This window comes from Amycolatopsis sp. CB00013 (assembly GCF_001905755.1).
Classification (GTDB): Bacteria; Actinomycetota; Actinomycetes; order Mycobacteriales; family Pseudonocardiaceae; genus Amycolatopsis; species Amycolatopsis japonica.
Window position 1 is genome coordinate 292,761 of the sequence record NZ_LIWC01000007.1, and the last position, 16,252, is coordinate 309,012.

The 16,252-nt window shown below is 69.5% G+C and carries 18 protein-coding genes; 10 read left to right on the plus strand and 8 right to left on the minus strand.

Translation table 11 applies throughout. The features are described 5' to 3' along the window. Positions 1-24: 24 nt before the first annotated feature. The 3 genes from AMK34_RS38270 (at position 25) to AMK34_RS38280 (ending at position 2,303) form a co-directional block, all read left to right on the plus strand. Complete coding sequence (locus AMK34_RS38270) at positions 25-975, plus strand: universal stress protein (protein WP_241832955.1); 951 nt, start codon at positions 25-27, stop codon at positions 973-975. 96 nt (positions 976-1,071) lie between these two features. Further along, on the plus strand, positions 1,072-2,007 hold the full coding sequence (locus tag AMK34_RS38275) for a glycoside hydrolase family 43 protein (protein ID WP_073848635.1): 936 nt from the start codon (positions 1,072-1,074) through the stop codon (positions 2,005-2,007). A 62-nt stretch (positions 2,008-2,069) separates the two neighbouring features. Further along, positions 2,070-2,303 (plus strand): DUF6480 family protein, encoded by a 234-nt coding sequence (locus tag AMK34_RS38280; RefSeq protein WP_037345055.1) that lies wholly within the window; start codon positions 2,070-2,072, stop codon positions 2,301-2,303. 9 nt (positions 2,304-2,312) lie between these two features. Here AMK34_RS38280 and AMK34_RS38285 read toward each other — a convergent pair whose 3' ends face one another. Further along, entirely contained in the window at positions 2,313-3,371 is a 1,059-nt protein-coding gene (locus tag AMK34_RS38285; RefSeq protein WP_073848637.1) for a M20 family metallopeptidase, read from the minus strand. Continuing rightward, positions 3,368-4,357, minus strand: coding sequence for a LacI family DNA-binding transcriptional regulator (locus tag AMK34_RS38290; protein ID WP_073848639.1), 990 nt, complete (start codon positions 4,355-4,357; stop codon positions 3,368-3,370). The genes AMK34_RS38285 and AMK34_RS38290 overlap by 4 nt, the downstream gene beginning before the upstream one ends. Positions 4,358-4,468: 111 nt before the next feature. Between AMK34_RS38290 and AMK34_RS38295 the strand changes: the two genes are divergently transcribed. From AMK34_RS38295 to AMK34_RS38325, 7 genes are all read left to right on the plus strand, one after another. Further along, on the plus strand, positions 4,469-5,221 hold the full coding sequence (locus AMK34_RS38295) for a glutamine amidotransferase (RefSeq protein ID WP_073848641.1): 753 nt from the start codon (positions 4,469-4,471) through the stop codon (positions 5,219-5,221). A 31-nt stretch (positions 5,222-5,252) separates the two neighbouring features. Then, positions 5,253-6,248, plus strand: coding sequence for a DMT family transporter (locus AMK34_RS38300; protein ID WP_073848643.1), 996 nt, complete (start codon positions 5,253-5,255; stop codon positions 6,246-6,248). Beyond that, positions 6,241-7,275, plus strand: a complete 1,035-nt coding sequence (locus tag AMK34_RS38305; protein WP_143202748.1) for a phosphotriesterase family protein — start codon at positions 6,241-6,243, stop codon at positions 7,273-7,275. The genes AMK34_RS38300 and AMK34_RS38305 overlap by 8 nt, the downstream gene beginning before the upstream one ends. Continuing rightward, positions 7,272-8,219 (plus strand): ribokinase, encoded by a 948-nt coding sequence (locus AMK34_RS38310; RefSeq protein ID WP_073848644.1) that lies wholly within the window; start codon positions 7,272-7,274, stop codon positions 8,217-8,219. Before AMK34_RS38305 ends, AMK34_RS38310 begins: the two co-directional genes overlap by 4 nt. Positions 8,220-8,541: 322 nt before the next feature. Continuing rightward, on the plus strand, positions 8,542-8,853 hold the full coding sequence (locus tag AMK34_RS38315) for a hypothetical protein (protein WP_038510728.1): 312 nt from the start codon (positions 8,542-8,544) through the stop codon (positions 8,851-8,853). A 14-nt stretch (positions 8,854-8,867) separates the two neighbouring features. Then, positions 8,868-10,115 carry a nucleotide sugar dehydrogenase gene (locus AMK34_RS38320; protein ID WP_073848645.1) on the plus strand — a complete coding sequence of 416 codons (1,248 nt, stop codon included), beginning with the start codon at positions 8,868-8,870 and terminating at the stop codon, positions 10,113-10,115. A 78-nt stretch (positions 10,116-10,193) separates the two neighbouring features. Continuing rightward, positions 10,194-10,730 (plus strand): EF-hand domain-containing protein, encoded by a 537-nt coding sequence (locus tag AMK34_RS38325; RefSeq protein ID WP_038510731.1) that lies wholly within the window; start codon positions 10,194-10,196, stop codon positions 10,728-10,730. A gap of 40 nt (positions 10,731-10,770) precedes the next feature. On the opposite strand, the gene AMK34_RS38330 is transcribed toward AMK34_RS38325, so the two are convergent. Genes AMK34_RS38330 through AMK34_RS38355 form a run of 6 tightly spaced genes read right to left on the minus strand, consistent with a single transcriptional unit; the run spans position 10,771 to position 16,136 of the window. Continuing rightward, positions 10,771-11,172: a DUF6917 domain-containing protein gene (locus tag AMK34_RS38330; RefSeq protein WP_073848647.1), complete on the minus strand. Its 402-nt coding sequence runs from the start codon at positions 11,170-11,172 to the stop codon at positions 10,771-10,773. Beyond that, a complete protein-coding gene (locus AMK34_RS38335; RefSeq protein ID WP_073848649.1) occupies positions 11,105-12,049 on the minus strand; it encodes a Gfo/Idh/MocA family protein in 945 nt (314 codons plus the stop codon). The genes AMK34_RS38330 and AMK34_RS38335 overlap by 68 nt, the downstream gene beginning before the upstream one ends. Then, on the minus strand, positions 12,046-13,095 hold the full coding sequence (locus tag AMK34_RS38340; protein ID WP_143202749.1) for an Ldh family oxidoreductase: 1,050 nt from the start codon (positions 13,093-13,095) through the stop codon (positions 12,046-12,048). The genes AMK34_RS38335 and AMK34_RS38340 overlap by 4 nt, the downstream gene beginning before the upstream one ends. After that, positions 13,092-14,312: a M20/M25/M40 family metallo-hydrolase gene (locus tag AMK34_RS38345; RefSeq protein ID WP_073848651.1), complete on the minus strand. Its 1,221-nt coding sequence runs from the start codon at positions 14,310-14,312 to the stop codon at positions 13,092-13,094. Before AMK34_RS38345 ends, AMK34_RS38340 begins: the two co-directional genes overlap by 4 nt. After that, entirely contained in the window at positions 14,309-15,127 is an 819-nt protein-coding gene (locus tag AMK34_RS38350; RefSeq protein WP_073848652.1) for a sugar phosphate isomerase/epimerase family protein, read from the minus strand. The genes AMK34_RS38345 and AMK34_RS38350 overlap by 4 nt, the downstream gene beginning before the upstream one ends. Further along, the gene (locus tag AMK34_RS38355) at positions 15,117-16,136 is read right to left on the minus strand and encodes a Gfo/Idh/MocA family oxidoreductase (RefSeq protein ID WP_083650112.1); all 1,020 of its coding nucleotides are present in this window, start codon (positions 16,134-16,136) and stop codon (positions 15,117-15,119) included. Before AMK34_RS38355 ends, AMK34_RS38350 begins: the two co-directional genes overlap by 11 nt. Positions 16,137-16,252 lie beyond the last annotated feature (116 nt).

Here is a 16,252-nt window from a genome sequence, read left to right on the forward strand (position 1 = left end):
CCCGCGCGGTTGGGGAGGGACGCCATGTCGTCCACGGAATCCACAATGGACAAAGGAGCCGTCGTCGCAGGCTATGACGGCTCCGAAGAAGCGCGGAAGGCCGTGCGCTGGGCCGCGGGGGAGGCAGCCGCCCGCGGTCGCGGATTGGTCGTCGCCCATGTCGTCGGATTCCCGCCCGTGCCCGAAGCCGTCCCGGGTGGTGGGGCTTGGCCGCGGCCGGGATTCCTCGAAGCAGGGCAGGAAACAGCGCAGCGGCACGCCGAGGCCATGCTCGGCGACATCGCGCAGGAATGTCGCCGAGCCTGGCCGGAGCTGACCGTTTCGACGCGGTTGCTGTCCGGCCGCGCGCCCGACGAGCTGGCCCACGCCGCGGAGAACGCGGATCTGCTGGTCATCGGTTCGTCGGGGCTCACCGCGCTGCCCAGGCTCCTGGTCGGCTCGACGGCCAACGAACTCCTGCACGACTACCACCGGCCCATCGTGGTCGTGCGCACCGGCGAGGAACCGTCGTCGGAGGGTGACGGGAAGGTCGTGGTGGGCGTCGACGGATCCGAGACCAGCAGGGAAGCCATCGGATTCGCCTACGACTTCGCCGCCCGGCACGGCCGCGCGCTGGTGGCCTTGCACGTGTGGTCCGATCTGCCGCTCGAAGCGATGGCGGTGACTCCCACCGAGCACGACAGGGAGCTCATCGAGGAACGGGGAAAACCCCTGCTCGACGAAGCGCTGGCCGGATATCGGGAACGGTATCCGGACATCCCCGTCCAGCGCGTGATCGCGGTCGACCGGCCCGCCCACGCATTGGCGGAGCAAGCCGAGGGCGCCGCGCTGCTCGTCGTCGGCAGTCATGGACGTGGGCCGTTACGCCGAGCTCTTCTGGGCTCGGTCAGCCGCGCCATGGTGCACCACGCGCCCTGTCCGGTCGCCGTGGTCCGGCACCACAAGGAGCGCGACTACCCGAAGTCTCGCGGTTGAATCCCGCAGGACCGGGTGAACGGCCAAATCCACGCTTCCCGGTGGCAAGGCCCGCGTTACGCTGCCGACCGCGTCGTCCCGTCCACAGAATCGGTCATGAAGTTCCTGCGCCGGCTCGTGATCCTCGCCGTGGCCCTGACACTCGTCTCCTCGCCGCCCGCCTTCGCGATCGGCACGCCGAAGCTGCTCATCGGACAGGATTTCCCGGACCCCGACATCGTCAAGACCGACTCCGGCTTCTTCGCCTTCTCCACGAGCACCGGTGCGGTGAAGGTGCCCTACGCGCACGCTCCGGCGGCGGAAGGGCCCTGGCGGGTGGCCGGTGACGCTCTCGCGGCCGTGCCGAAATGGGCGAAACCCGACGGCGGGTTCTGGGCTCCCGACGTGGCCCGCCTTTCCGACGGCACGTTCGTGCTCTACTTCTCCGCGGCGGTGGCTCCCGGAGGGGAGATGTGCATCGGCGTCGCGACCGCCGCGAAGGCCGAAGGGCCGTACACACCCGCCGGAGACGGGCCACTGATCTGTGTTCCCGGCGACGGCGGTGACATCGACCCGCAGACCTTCGTGGACTCGGACGGCTCGCGATACCTGCTCTACAAGAGCGACGGCGCGGCGGTCGGGCCTCCGGCGGCGATCTGGTCCCAGAAACTGCGCGCCGACGGACGGACACCCGACGGCCCGCGGATCGAGCTCCTGCGCGCCGATCTCGCGTCGGAGAACGCGGTCGTCGAGGCGCCGGCGGTGGTGAAGACGCCGAGCCGGTACCTGTTGTTCTACTCCGCCGACACGTTCCAGAGTTCCGGCTATCACACGGGATACGCCTCCGCGCCCTCGTTGAGCGGGCCGTTCGTGAAGGCGGGTACGCCGTTCCTGTCCACCGATCTGCTCGGCGGCAAGGTCGACGCGCCGGGAGGCGCCGACGTCGTCGACGGCCGCATCCACTTCCACGGCTGGCTCGGAGGCGGCCGCACCGCCCGCGGGATGTACCAGCTGCCCATCGGCTTCCCGGGCGATGTACCCCAGCTCGGCTGACAGGGTTTCGTCGCCGTCGTTCGGGTATCCGGTGGGGAAGACCGACCGAAGGAGTACCGGCGATGACAGCCCAGCCGCCCGACCCGGAACCCGAGAAGACCCGCCGCGAACCAGGTGGTGGCGTCCGGCCGGGTGACACACCGCCCGACTCCGCTCAGACGTCCGGGCTCTCGCATCCGCAGCCGATGCCGTCCAAGGCGATGCCTGTCGCGTGGCTGATCCTCATCGGCGTGATCGTCGTCCTGGCGAGCGGGTTCGTGGTCGCGCTGGCGCTGGGGTGGCTCAAACTGGGCTGATCACTGGGATCAGCGCGCGGCGGCCAACACCAAGTCGAGATAGTTGCGCGAAGCCCGCCGCCACGATTCCAGTTCCAGCTTCTCGTTCGCCGCGTGCATCTCCCCGGGATCGCCAGGGCCCCAGATCACGATCGGCGCGCCGCCCACGGATCCGGCCAAAGCCGACGCGTCCGTGAAGTAAGTGGCCGCGGGCGCGGGCGTCTGGCCGGAGAGAAGCTCCGGCAGCCGCGCCGTCCGGACGGCGGGCAGATCGAGATCCACCTCCGCGGTGATGGCCGGATCGAGCGCGGAAGCCCAAGCGATCGACGGCGCTCCACCGTCCACAGTGCGCACATCCAGCGTCAGAACCGCCGACGCGGGCACGATGTTCGGCGCGGTCCCGCCTTCGAAGGTGCCGACGTTGACGGTTTCCTCGCCCAGGTAGTCGTCGGCGGCCAACGGGAGGGAATCGAGCGTGCCGAGGGCCCGGTCGGCGAGCAACCGGATCGCGTTGCGGCCCAGTTGCGGCGTGGAGCCGTGGGCCGCCTTCCCCCGCGCGGCGAGCCGCAGCCAGGTGGCGCCGCGGTGGCCGAGCGAGACGCGGTTCCGGGTCGCCTCCGGCACCACGACGATCCGCGGCGTCAGCTCCAGCGAAGCCGAGGCCTCGGTCGCGCCCCGGCAGCCGATCTCTTCGTCGCTGGTGATGAGGACCTGCGCGTGGGCACCGGCTTCCGCGGCGTTGCGCAACGCGGCCAGAGCGGCGACCAGCCCGCCCTTCATGTCGACGCTGCCGCGGCCGTGCAGGAACTCCTCGTCGACGTCCGCGGAGAACGGGGCGCGGTCCCACAGCGCGGGGGAGCCGACGGGGACGGTGTCGATATGGCACACGAACAACGGCCCGTCGCCGGATCCGGTGCCGACCAGTACCCACGGCCGCCCGGCGGTCGAGCGTCGCAGCACGCGTACGCCCGGAGCGGCGGTGGCGTAGGAGACGGCCAGTTCCTGCGCGGCGGCCTGTGCGGCGCTGTCGCCGGAGGTGGTGTCCTGGCGCACCAGATCGCGCAGCAACGCGAGGGTTTCGTCGGTCATGCGGGGTACTCCTGGGTCGATTCGCGGACGACGAGCCGCATGGAGAGCACGTGGTCGGCGGGCTCGCGGCCGGCCGCGAGACGGGTGATCTCGTCGACCGCCTTGCGGGCCATCTGCTCCGTCGGCTGCGCGACGGTGGTCAGGCGCGGCGACGTCCATTCGCCGAGGGTGATCCCGTCGCAGCCGATCACCGAAAGGTCTTCCGGCACCGAGACCCCGGCGCGGCGGGCCGCTTCGAGCAGGCCGACCGCGGCGATGTCGCTGGCGGTGAACACGGCCGTCGGCGCCGCGCCGGTCCGCGCCATATGCGCGAAGAAGTTCATGCCGAACGCCGAGCTGAACGCGCCGCGCACGATCATCGCTTCGTCAGCCTCGACCCCGTGCGACTTCAGCGCGGCCCGGTAACCCGCCTCGCGCTGGTCGGCCGTGCGCAGCCCGGCCGGTCCGCCGACATGGGCGATCCGCCGGTGGCCCTGGGAGAGCAGGTGGGTGGTCGCCTGGTAGGCGCCGCCGAAACTGTTCGCGGTGACATGCGCGATCCGCGGACCGGCCGCCTCGACGTACTCGTCGAGGAAGACCACCGGGAAATCGCCTGCCAGGCGGCTGGTGAAGGCTTCGTTGGTGGTGTTCATCCCCAGGTAGATCAGCCCGCCCACGTCCGGCACCCGTATCAGGCGCTCGACGGCGGCGCGTTCCCGTGACGGCGAGGACCCGGTGAGCGCGGTGAGCACGTCGACGCCGTCTGTCGCGGCGGCGTCGACCACCGCGTCCGCCAGCGTGGAGAAGTACGGGTTGTCCAGCGACGGGACCACCAGGCCGAGGCTGAGGCCGGTCACTTGTTTCCGTACGGGCGGATGCCCTTCGGCCGCCAGCGCGGCGTCGATGCGCCGGGCCGTCTCGGAGGCGACGTTGAGCTCCCCCTTGACGTACCTCGACACCGTCGACACGGCCACTCCGGCCTCTCGGGCCACCTTCGCCAGCGACATCCGGCTCCTCCCCGTTGAGCGTTGACGGCGACTGCGAACGCATCTTATATTGACGGCGTTGCGCTACGTTGCGCAAACTACGCTAAGGCTTTTCGCTCGAAGGAGTCGTCGATGGTCAAGGTCCTGCTAGCCGGGGAGTCGTGGGTCAGTGCGACGATCGACCACAAGGGATACGACCCGTTCGCGCACACCCAGGTGGAGATCGGGTGCGAGCGGCTGCTGGCGGCGCTGGCGGCGGAAGGGGTCGAGGTGACTCACCTGCGTTCGCACGACGTGGCCGAGAAATTCCCGCAGACGCTGGAGGAACTCGACGCCTACGACGTCGTCCTGCTCTCCGACATCGGCTCCAACACGCTGCTGCTGCACCCGGACACGTTCACTCGCGGCCGTCCGACGCCCAACCGGCTCAAACTGCTGCGCGAGTGGGTCACGAACGGCGGCGGCCTGATGATGGCCGGCGGTTACCTGAGCTTCCAGGGCTTCGAGGGCAAGGCGAACTACCACCGGACGCCGATCGAGGAGATCCTCCCGGTCGACATCGACCCGTACGACGACCGCGTCGAGACGCCGGAGGGCGTGCGTGCCCAGGTCGTCCAGCCCGGGCACCCGGTGGTCTCCGGTCTCGACCAGGAGTGGCCGATCCTGCTGGGCTACCAGCACACCACGCTGAAGCCGGACGCGGAGCTGCTCGCCACCGTCGAGGGCGACGTCATGCTGGCCGCGCGCCGGGTCGGCCGCGGCCGCACCCTCGCGTTCACCTCGGACATCTCCCCGCACTGGGCTCCCGAGGAGTTCATGAGCTGGGACGGCTACGGCAGGCTCTTCGCGCAGGCGACGACCTGGCTCGCCGGTCGCGAAAACTGAGCCGCGCGCACTCGGGATCAAGGAGGATTCGATGAGTACGTCACCCACCGGCCGCGCGGCTTCGGTCGTCGTCTTGACGATCGCGACCGTCTTCGCCGGAATGCTCGGCCCGTTGCAGTCGCTCGTCAACGGGCATCTCGGCACCGCGCTCGCCGACGGGCACGCCGCCGCGCTGGTGTCCTTCGGCACCGGCCTGGTGCTGATGCTGATCATCGTGCTGGCGCGCACCCGGACGCGTGACGCGTTCTTCCGGCTGCCCGGTCAGCTGGTGCGCGGGGAGATCCCGCGGTGGAACTTCTTCGCCGGTCTGTGCGGCGCGGTGATCGTGCTCTCCGAGGGGGTCACGGTGGGTTTCCTCGGGGTGGCGATCTTCCAGACCTCGCTGATCTCCGGCATGGTCATCTCCGGCGTGGTGTGCGACCGCCTCGGCATCGGCGTGCCGTTCAAACAGGCGATGAGCGCGCCGCGCGTGGCCGGGGCGATCCTCGCCATCTGCGCCACCGTGCTGGTGGTGTCCCCGAACTGGTCGGCCCCGCACATGATCGCGCTGGCGATCATGCCGTTCGTCGGTGGCCTGCTCGCCGGCTGGCAGCCCGCCGGCAACTCCGAGGTCGGCCTGCTGTCCGGCTCGATGTTCGTCTCCATCACCTGGAACTTCCTCATCGGCTTCGTGGCACTGGGCCTCGTGTACGTGGTTCGGATGGCGGTCTCGGGCGCGCACTTCGCGTTGCCGGGCACCTGGTGGATGTACTTCGGCGGACCTCTCGGCCTCCTGTCGATCGCGTTGATGGCCTTGCTGGTGCGCGGTCTCGGGCTCCTGCTGCTGGGGCTGGCCTCCACGGCCGGTCAGCTCATCGGATCCCTGCTGCTCGAACTCGTCGCCCCCGCCGCGGGGTCCAGCCTCCACCTGGTCACCGTCATCGGCGCGTTCGTGGCCCTGGCGGCCGCGGCGATCGCGATGATCCCGTCCCGGCACACGGTCGAACCGGCGGTCCTCGCCCAGCCCGCCGAGGTGCGCCGTGGCTGAGGTGCGCGGCGTTCTCGGGCCGGTCGACGCGGCGGACCTCGGGCTGGTGCTGCCGCACGAGCACCTCTTCAACGACCTGTCCTCCGCGGTCGCCGAACCCTCGTACGCCTCCACGCGGCCGCTCGCCGAGGCGGAAGTGGGGCCGGGATGGCAGTTCCTGCTCCGCCAGGATCCCTACTGCTGCGCCGACAACGTGGCGGCGAAGGACCGGGCGAGTGTCGTGCGCGAGGTGACCGCGTTCGCCGCGGCGGGCGGCGGCACGCTGGTCGACGCGACGGGAAGCGCCGCGATCGGCCGGGATCCGCTCGCCCTGGCGGCGGTGGCCGAGACCACCGGGGTCACCATCGTCATGGGCACCGGTGCGTACCTGGAGAAGTTCGAGGGGGAGCGCATCACCGCGGTCGCCGTCGACGCGCAGACCGAGCGCATCCTCGCCGAGCTGGACGAGGGTGTCGGCGAGACGGGGATCCGGGCCGGTGTCATCGGTGAGGTCGGGGTTTCGCCGTTCTTCACCGACGGGGAGCGGGCTTCCTTGCGGGCGGCGGCGCTCGCGCAGGCGGAGCGGCCCTCCGTGGGGCTGAACATCCACATGCCGGGCTGGCAGCGCCGCGGGCACGAGGTGCTGGACCTCGTGCTGGAGGAATGCGGTGCGCTGCCGGGCAAGGTCGCGCTCGCGCACAGCGATCCGTCCGGGGAAGACCCGGGATATCAACGCGAGCTGCTCGAACGCGGCGTACTGCTGGAGTTCGACATGATCGGCCTCGACATCTCGTTCCCCGGCGAAGGTGTCGCCCCGACGGTCTCCCAGACCGCTCGCGCCGTGGCGAGGTGGGTGCGCGAGGGCTTCGGTGACCAGATCATGCTGTCGCACGATCTGTTCCTGAAGCAGATGTGGACGCACAACGGCGGGAACGGGCTCGTGTTCGTGCCGACGATCTTCGCCGACCTGCTCGAAGCCGAAGGCGTGCCGGCCGAAGCCGTGGCCCGGCTGATGCGTGATGTCCCGGCCCGGTGGCTGACCGCATGAGCCGCGCGATAGCGGTGGTCGCGTCGCTCAACGTCGATCACATCGTCCACGCGCCGCGCATCCCGGAGCCGGGGGAGACCCTGATGGGCTTTTCGGCGAGCCGGGAGCTGGGCGGGAAGGGCGGCAACCAAGCGGTCGCCGCCGCCCGGCTCGGCGCGGAAGTGGCCGTGATCGGCTGCGTCGGACAGGACGAAGACGGCGACGAATACCTGGAAGCCTTGCTCGCCGAGGGCGCCGACGTGACCCACGTGCGCCGTTCCGCGTCGCCGACCGGCCGGGCGGCGATCACCGTCGACGCGGAGGGCGTCAATTCGATCGTCGTCGTGTCCGGGGCGAACGCCGACATCCCGGCGGCCGCGGCCGAAGCGGCGATCAATGAACTGCCGGGGCTTCGCGTCGTCGCGGGCCAGTTGGAGGCGGCTCCCGAAGCGACGGAACGCGCTTTCGCGGCCGCTCGCTCCCGTGGCGTGCTGACCGTGCTCAACACCGCGCCCGCCGACGACGTGGCCCGGAAGCTGTTGCCGGTCAGCGATGTGGTGGTGGCGAACGAAATCGAGTTCCGGCAGCTCACCGGTCAGGATCCGTTCGACGGCCACGGTTTGCGGCGCGGCGGTGCCGAGCTGTTCGCGGCGGGATGCCGGTGGGTGATCGTGACGCTGGGCGCCGCGGGCTGTGCCGTCCTCGACGCGTCGTCGTCCACGCACGTCCCGGCCGTCGCGGTACGGGCGGTGGACACCACCGCCGCGGGGGATTCGTTCGTCGGAGCGCTCGCCGCCCGGCTCGCGGAAATCCCCTGTGAGCCGACGACCGCGGAGGTGGTGGCTGCTTGCGGCTTCGCGGCGAAAGTGGCCGCTGTCGTCGTGACGCGGCATGGAGCACATCCTTCTCTGCCGACTTCGGCCGAGGTCGCCGACAGTGGCGTTTCGGATTTTCTTCAGGGGTAAGGCCGCTGACGTTGCGAAAGCCACTTTCCCAACCTTCAACGTTGCGAAAGTGGCTTTCGCAACGCGTCACGTTTGACATACCCCATCAACGCGCGCGAGGCGGAGTAGTCCCCGTTCGTCCGGACGACCACCGCGCCACTCCTTCATGTGAACCGCCCGTTCCCGAACATCACACAGGGAGCGCTTGACGCCACCATCCGGATGACCCTGTCCGAGCGGCCGCAACCTGCGCGCGTGAAGATCCGCCGTGAGCAAAAGTTTGACACGGAGTGACTGTTAGCGTGCGGAGAGAAGTCGTGATCTTGGATGTGGGAGGCATGCGATGAACCGTCTTGTCGCCGCGGTGTCGAGCGCGGCATCCGTGGGAGCACTGCTGATCGTGCCGAGCCCGCCCGCTCAGGCGGCGGCGGGCGAAGTGGTGGTCTTTTCCACCGAATTCCAGCGCCTGGACAACTACCGGAACCCCGAAGGCTGTAACAAACTTCCCATCGCCGCACACGTTCTGCTCAACCTGAGCTCGTCGGAAGTGGTCGTTCACGGGGATCCGTTCTGCCTGACACCGGGCGTTCCGGTCAATCAAGGGTTCGGCTCCCATGTGCCGGCGGGTAGCGGCTCCTTCTCGGTCAGCCGTTGACTGAGAACGCTCACGTGGCTGTCGACGTTGTCGTGGTGGGAGTCGGCTACGTCGGGCTACCGCTGGCGGAAGCCGTTGCCGGGGCGGGATTGTCGGTGATCGGATACGACACCTCGCCCCGGGTGGCGGCCGAGATCGCCGCGGGCAGGCCACATGTGCCCGACGTGTCCGTGAGCCGGTTACGGGCCATGCGAGAGAACGGCTTCGCGGTGACGACCGACCCCGACGTCCTCGGTGGCGCGGAGACGATCGTGCTGTGCGTGCCGACCGGGTTGACCACGGCGGGCGGACCGGATCTGGCCGCCGTGCGCCGCGCGGTGGAGACGGTCGCCGAACGCCTGTCGCCGGGCATGATGGTGATCATCGAGTCGACGAGCTTTCCGGGCACCACCGACGAGATCGTCCGGCCGATCCTCGAAAAACGCGGTCTGACAGCGGGAACCGACTTCTCGCTCGCCTATTCACCCGAGCGGGTCGACCCCGGGAACAGACGGTTCGGCATCGGGAACACGCCGAAGGTGATCAGCGGGCACACCCCGTCCTGCGCGAAACGTTGTGCCGAGTTCTACGAGCGTTTCGTCGACACGGTGGTGATCGCGCGGGGCACCAGGGAAGCGGAGATGGCCAAACTGCTGGAGAACACCTACCGGTACGTGAACATCGCGCTGGTCAACGAGATCGCCATCTTCTGCGACCAGATCGGCGTCGACGTCTGGGACGTGATGCATTGCGCGGCGACCAAACCGTTCGGTTTCACGTCGTTCGCGCCGGGGCCGGGCGTCGGCGGCCATTGCATCCCGGTCGATCCCAAATACCTGCTGGACAAGGCCGAGCGGGAAGGCGCCCTGCTCGGTGTGGTGCACGCCGCCCGGCTCGTGGACGACCGGATGCCGGAGCACGTGGTCGAACGCGTGACCCGGTTGCTCGCCGAGCACGGAAAGCCGTTGCGAGACGCGAAAGTACTGCTGCTCGGTGTCTCGTACAAGGCGGACGTGCCGGACACCCGTGAGTCCGCCGCCATCCGGATCGCCCTCCGGTTGCGGGCGCTCGGGGCGGAGCTGTCCTACCACGATCCGGTGGCGGAGACCGTGCCCGAACTGGGCCCGCCGGTGGCCGATCTCGACGCGACGCTGCGCACCGCGGATGTCGCCGTCCTGCTGGTGGCGCATCGCGCCTACGACCACGGCCGTCTGGCCTCGACGGCCAGGTTGCTGTTCGACGTGACGGGACGGGTTCCCGGGAAGGAGGTCGTCCGGCTCTGAACGTTCTGCCTGGTCGAGAGCAGGGCAGGCACGCGTACCGCAATTCTTCCGATCTTTCGCGAAAAGGAGAGTGCACGAATGACCACGGCGATCAAGAACGACCGGCTCCAGAAGCGTTTCCAGAAGTGGGACGTCAACGGCAACGGCAGGATCGAGAAGTCCGACTTCGAAGCCGAGGCCAAGCGGATCATCAGTGCGTTCGGTGAGGACCAGACCTCGCCACAGGCGCGCGCGGTGCAGGACTCGTTCAAGACGATGTTCGAGTTCCTTGCCGACAAGGCGGGCGTCGGCCCGAACGGCTCGTTGAACGAGCGGCAGTTCACCGAGGTGATCGAAGCGCAGATCTTCCAGGAAGGCGACGCGGGATTCGCCAGGGTGGTCCGCCCGACCATTTCCGCGATCGTCGGCCTGTGCGACACCGACGGCGATGGCGAGGTCGACCAGCGGGAGTTCGCGAAGTGGCTGGACGCCATCGGGGTCGAAGCCTCCGCCGTGGCCCCGGCGTTCCGGGCCATCGACGTGAACGGCAACGGGAAACTGACCGTCGACGAACTCGTGCACGCGGTACGCGATTACCACCTCGGCAAGAGCGACGTGCCGCTGCTGGGCAAGTGACCGCGCGGTGGTGAGTGGCTCCCCGGCGCGGGCGAGTCACTCACCACCGCCCCCGGAAGCAGACCTCCCGCTCCGGTTTCAAACCGATCCCTTCACCGGTGACCGGCAGCGCGGTGTGGATGAGGATGTTGTAGTGGTTGGGGAAATGGCAGCCGTCGAAGCCGAGCACGGTGCCGACGAGTTCGCCACCGATCCACACTTCGTCGCCTCTGTCGATCACGCCGGCACGGTCGATCTCGGCGAACCCGAGGAAGCCGACGTGGTCGATACGGGCGCCCGGCGCCGTGTCGTCGTGGCTGGTCGTCACGAGTTCGTGGACCTCGCCGGCGCGGACGCACCGGCTGGCGAACGGTTCGAGACTCATGCCCCGGTCGTCACGCCGATGCACCAGCACCTTCACCACCGTGCCGATGATCTCCCGCTTCGGCCCGTCTTCCCGCATCGTTCTCCCTCCGGTAACAATCGTCCACTATGGACAGTGTGACCAGGCCGTTGTCGTGCCAGGAAGCGCCCTTGCGCACGGCGTCCTCGAACTCGCGCAGCAATCCCTCGTATTCGTGCCACAGCGATCCCTTGAACTCCGGGTAGCCGTCGAGCAGGTCGGCGCGCAGGATCGTGCCGTCCGCCAGCCGGACCTCGACGTCCTTGACCTCCCCGGGGAACGACCAGTCGAGTTCGACGACCGCGCCTTCGAGTGTCAGCGTCGCCTGCCGGTCGATGCCGTCGGCGTCACGGCTGATCCGGGCGTCTCGCAACCTCAGGGTGCCGAGGAACAACTGGACGAGGTCGAGGGCGTTCGGTCCGTTGTCCGCCACGCATCCGCCACCGCATCGTGTCGCGTCGAGGTACCAGCGATCACCGCCGACGTGCTCTTCGATCCGTTCCAGGTAGCGCACGGTCAGGGAGGCGATCGGCGGCCCGCCCGCGATCCTCTCGCGTAACGCGCGCACGTTGCCGTTGTACCGCCGGTGGAAAGCCGTGAACAGCGCGACATTCCGCCGCGCGGCTCTTTCCACGAGGTCCTCGCCATCGAGGAGGCTCGTGGCGATCGGCTTTTCCACGCATACGGGCAGACCCGCGTCCAGAACGTCCCGGCACACGGCGGCGTGCACGTCGTTCGGCGCCGTGACGATCACCGCGTCGAGTCCTCCGGCGGCGAGCATCTCGCGATGGTCGCGGTAGCCGGGCACGGGCATTTTCGCGAGTACCGCCGGATCGAGATCGCAGACCGCCGCGAGGGCGAAAGCCGGCGACCGTTCCACCGCGGAAAGGTAGAACCGCGAGATGACACCGAGCCCCACGACACCGACGCGGATCACCTCGTGGTCCTCTCCGCCGCCGTGCGGAGTTCGCGGTAGACCGCGTCGGCCACCGGCACGCCGTGCGCACGGTGGCGGGCCGCGCGCTCACCCTCGTGCCAGCCGGGATAGACGACCGGGACCGCGGGATCGCGGGCGGGCCACTCCCGCACCGCGGTGAAGAGCGCGGACGCGTCGGCGGCGAATCCGGTGCGCAGGACGTCCGGAGCGATCGCGAGCGCGAGCACCCCGATGTCGTCGTCGCGGTTCCCGTCGGCCGACGTCGCGCCGAGCATGGCGCCGGGCACCAGGGCCCCGAGCACCTCGACGAGCAGACCGAGCCCGAATCCCTTGTAGGCGCCCGTTTCGGGACCACCGCCCAGCCATTGCAGATGAGCCTCGCCCCGGTCGAACGCGGCGGGATCGGTCACCGGTGCACCGTCGCCGTCGGCGAGCCAGCCCGGCGGGATCTCCCTGCCTTCCCGCGCCGCGGCACGAATCCGGCCGGTCGGCACCACGGTGGTGCTCATGTCGAGGACGAACGGATGCGCGCCGCCGGCGGGACAGGCCAGCGCGAGCGGGTTCGTGCCGAGCATCGCGGCCGTGCCGCCGGGCGGCGGGGCGATACGCTGCCCGCCGCAGTTCGAAGCGACGAGGCCGATCATGCCGTGCGTGACGGCCCGCGCGGCGTGGTGCCCGGCGCAGCCGATATGGGTCGCCCCGCGCAGCGAGACCATACCGATTCCGTGCCGCGAAGCCCTGGCGCACGCCAATTCCATCGCCTGCGAAGCCGACCACAACCCGAGTGTGCGCCGGGCGTCGGCGAGGACGCACGCGCCGAGATCGGTCTCGACGGTCATGTCCGCCTTCGGTTCGGCGCGCCCTTGATCGAGCAGTGGCAGGTACAGCCTGGTCAGGTTCACGAGGCCGTGCGAGGTCACCCCGGTCAGGTCGCCGTGGCACAACGCGGTCGCGGCGATCGCCGCCCGGTCCTCGGGCATCCCGCGGTCCACGAAGACACCGGCCACCAAGGAAAGAAGAACGGGATAGGGCACCAGCACGGTCATGCTCCTCCGTCGCGGGCGAACCGCACGACGATCTCGCGGACGAGATCGCCGAACCGGTCGAGGTCTCCGACATCGGCGTATTCCCCGCGCGAGTGCGCGTTGTTCGCTCCCAAGGAACCGGGACCGAGAACCGCCGTCTTCGTGCCGGGGACGTCGGCGAGCCACAAGGCGTCGCACGTGAAGGCGGGCTCGTCGTCCGGCCAGCGGGCAACGAACGCGTCCAGCAGCGGGATGTCCTGCGCCGGTAGCGCGGGGAGGTCGCGTTTCAGCCAGCGCAGGCCGGTGATCCTCGCCGCGTCCGTCGCGGTGCGGGCGAAGACCGGGGACCGCCGGAACCGGTCCTCGAACGCGGCGATGCCGCTCCTGAGGCCGTCCTCCAGTGCCGCGGTCATCTTCGCCGCCGCTTCTCCCGAGTCATAGGGAATGTTGAGCAGAAGTTCGCCGCGGCCGTACACCCGGTTGTGCATCCGGCCCGTGTGCAGGCCCGCGACGCAGACCTGACCGTGCTTCGGCAGGTCGTCCGCGAGGTGCTGGGCGAGGAACCCGAGCAGGACCGTCGCGTTGTGTCCTCGATGCGGCTCGTCGTCGATGGCGTCTTCGCCGTCCACGTGTACGCACGCGGTCATCGACGCCGAGCACCGGGGGAGGTACCACAGTCCGGTCGGCTCGCAGAAGATGTTGAGTTCGCCGTGGAATCCCGCTTCGACGAGCGGCCGTGTCCCGAAGACCCCCATCGCCCCGCCCTCCTCGCCGGAGACCGCCTGGATGAGGACACCGATGTCCCGGCCGACCGCCTGCTCCGTCGCCAAGGCGGCCCGGACTCCGGCCAGCAGGGCCACCGCCGGCCCCTTGGCGTCGATCGCGCCGCGGCCGACGAATCTGGTCCCGTCGAAACCCGCCGGTTCGAACGGGGCCACCGTGTCGAGGTGCACGTTGAACATGACGGCGGGAGCGGCGGGGCCGATCCGCAGCACGAGACTCGGCTGGCAGGTGAGGAATCCGGGCCCGGTGTCGCGGAGCAGGAGGGGAACACCCGGACGGTCCAGTACCGACGGATCCGGGGCGGCGAACCGCAGGACGTCGAAACCGATGTCGACGGCCGCGTCGGCGTACGCACGCATCGCTTCCCACAGGCGGACTTCACCCGTCGTTTCGAGCGGCCCGGCCGTCGGGAGGTCGAGCAGCTCCATCAGCAGGCTTCGATCCCCGGGCCTCATCGGAGGAGCTCGGCCATCGCCCGGCCCGCGGCGACGAACGCGGACGCCGCGCCCTCGGCCAGTACCCCTTGTTCGTGCGGTACGAACGCGAGATGCGGCTCCAGCGACCAGGCTCCCTGATATCCGTTGGCCCGCAAGAGTTTCACGCAGTCGGCGACCCGCGCGGAGCCCTGGCCGGGGAGCGTGAAGCCGCGTTCGTCGGCGTCCTTGACGTGCACGTGCTCGACGTGACCGACGATGTCGGCGAGCAGGTCGAACCCGTCGTAACCGTGGGCGACGCCGTTCCCGGTGTCGAACAGCAGCTTCAGTGCCGGGCTCGCGACTTCGTCCAGCAGGTCGAGCATGCGCTCGGCCCGCGTGCCCGCCCAGCCCGAACAGTTCTCGTGAAGCAGCGTGACTCCCTGCTTCTCGGCCCGCTCGGCGAGCACGGTGATCCGCTCGATGGCCAGCGCGCGCCAGGAGGCATCACTCAGTCCGTCGTGGGGATAGGACATGATCCTCACGTAGCCGGTGCCGATCGCCCGCGCCCGCCGGGCGAGCACGTCGAGTTCTTCGAGGTCGCGCCGGAAATCGGTACCGGCCGGACGGGACCAGCCACCGATCCGGGACGCCAGGCAGACCACGCGCACGCCGTTGTCGGACAAGGCGGCCGCGACGGCGCCGAACCGTGCGTCGGTGAGGTCGGCGACGGCCTCCCGGTCGACCGTGCGCAGTTCGATCGCCTTCCAGCCCAGCGTGTCGAGCACCGAGAGCTGGCCACCGATGTCGTACGCAGCCTCGTCCGTGATGCCGGCGAGCACCGGGTCATCCGGCATGGGACGCCACCGCGTCGGGTTCGGGGCTGGTGACCGGTTCCGCGCAGATGTTCTTGGCCACCGACAGCAGCCGGACCACCTCGGTGGCGAAGGTGAAGCCCTGCGTCTGCTCTCCGTCCAGCTGGAATTTCCGGTAGGCCTCGAACATCCATTCCGTCATCGCGTCGTCCCGCAGGACGACGTGTTCGGACCGGCCGTTCGAACACAGCGTCAGCTGCGAGTGATGGTCGTCGCCGCTCACCGCGAAATGCCCGACCGCGCTGCCCTGCTCGAACTCGACGGTGACCCGCCGCTCGCGGACCGGGGAGGTGAGATCCGAGCGGATCTCCGTGTGGACACCCGAGTTGTGCCGGAGGCCGACGGCCGCCCCACCCATCCGCGGGCCGACGTTGCCCTCGACCTCGAGATCGGTTCCGGACGCGTGGGTGACCCGGGCGGCACCCGCGAGCCGCAGCGCGAGCGCGACACCGTGCGGCAGTTCGACGTCGAAGGCGGTCGGGTGCCCGGGCCGCACGAGCGACCGGCGGAATCGCGGCTTGTTCTGCACGATGTCGATCGACTTCGCGGCGCCGAACCGGCCACCGCGGAGGAGCTCGACCAGCCGCTTCGTGAGGCTGCTGGCGAGCCAGGGTTCGACGACCTCGATATGCAGTTTGTACTTGCGGCGCAAGCGGACGATCCGGGCGAGGTCGTCGATGTCGGTCGTGAGGGGCTTCTCCACGATCATCTTGCGAAAGCCCAGTGCGGCGAGATCGGAGAGCACCGCCAGGCGCTGGGTCGGTGGCGTGCAGATGTGCACGATCGTGTCGGCGGGGCAGAGCCCGTCGGCCGCCTCGTGGAGGGTCGGTGTGATCACGAGACCCGGCCGGGAGACGACGGTCTCTCTCGGTTCGCAGGCAACGACGGGATGGTCGTCGAAGAGCTTCGGGGTCCGTTCACGGAGTTTGGCCAAGACGGGGAGATGCAGACCCGCGCCTGCCCGGCCGAGTCCCACGACGAATGATCGCACTGGCGAGCCCGCTCCTCGAGTTTCGCAATCAGAAATCCATTTCGAAACTGACATCGCCAAGATCAACTGTCAACAGTTCGGCCACGGGTTGACCAGGAAGTGCGAACGTGGGCGGA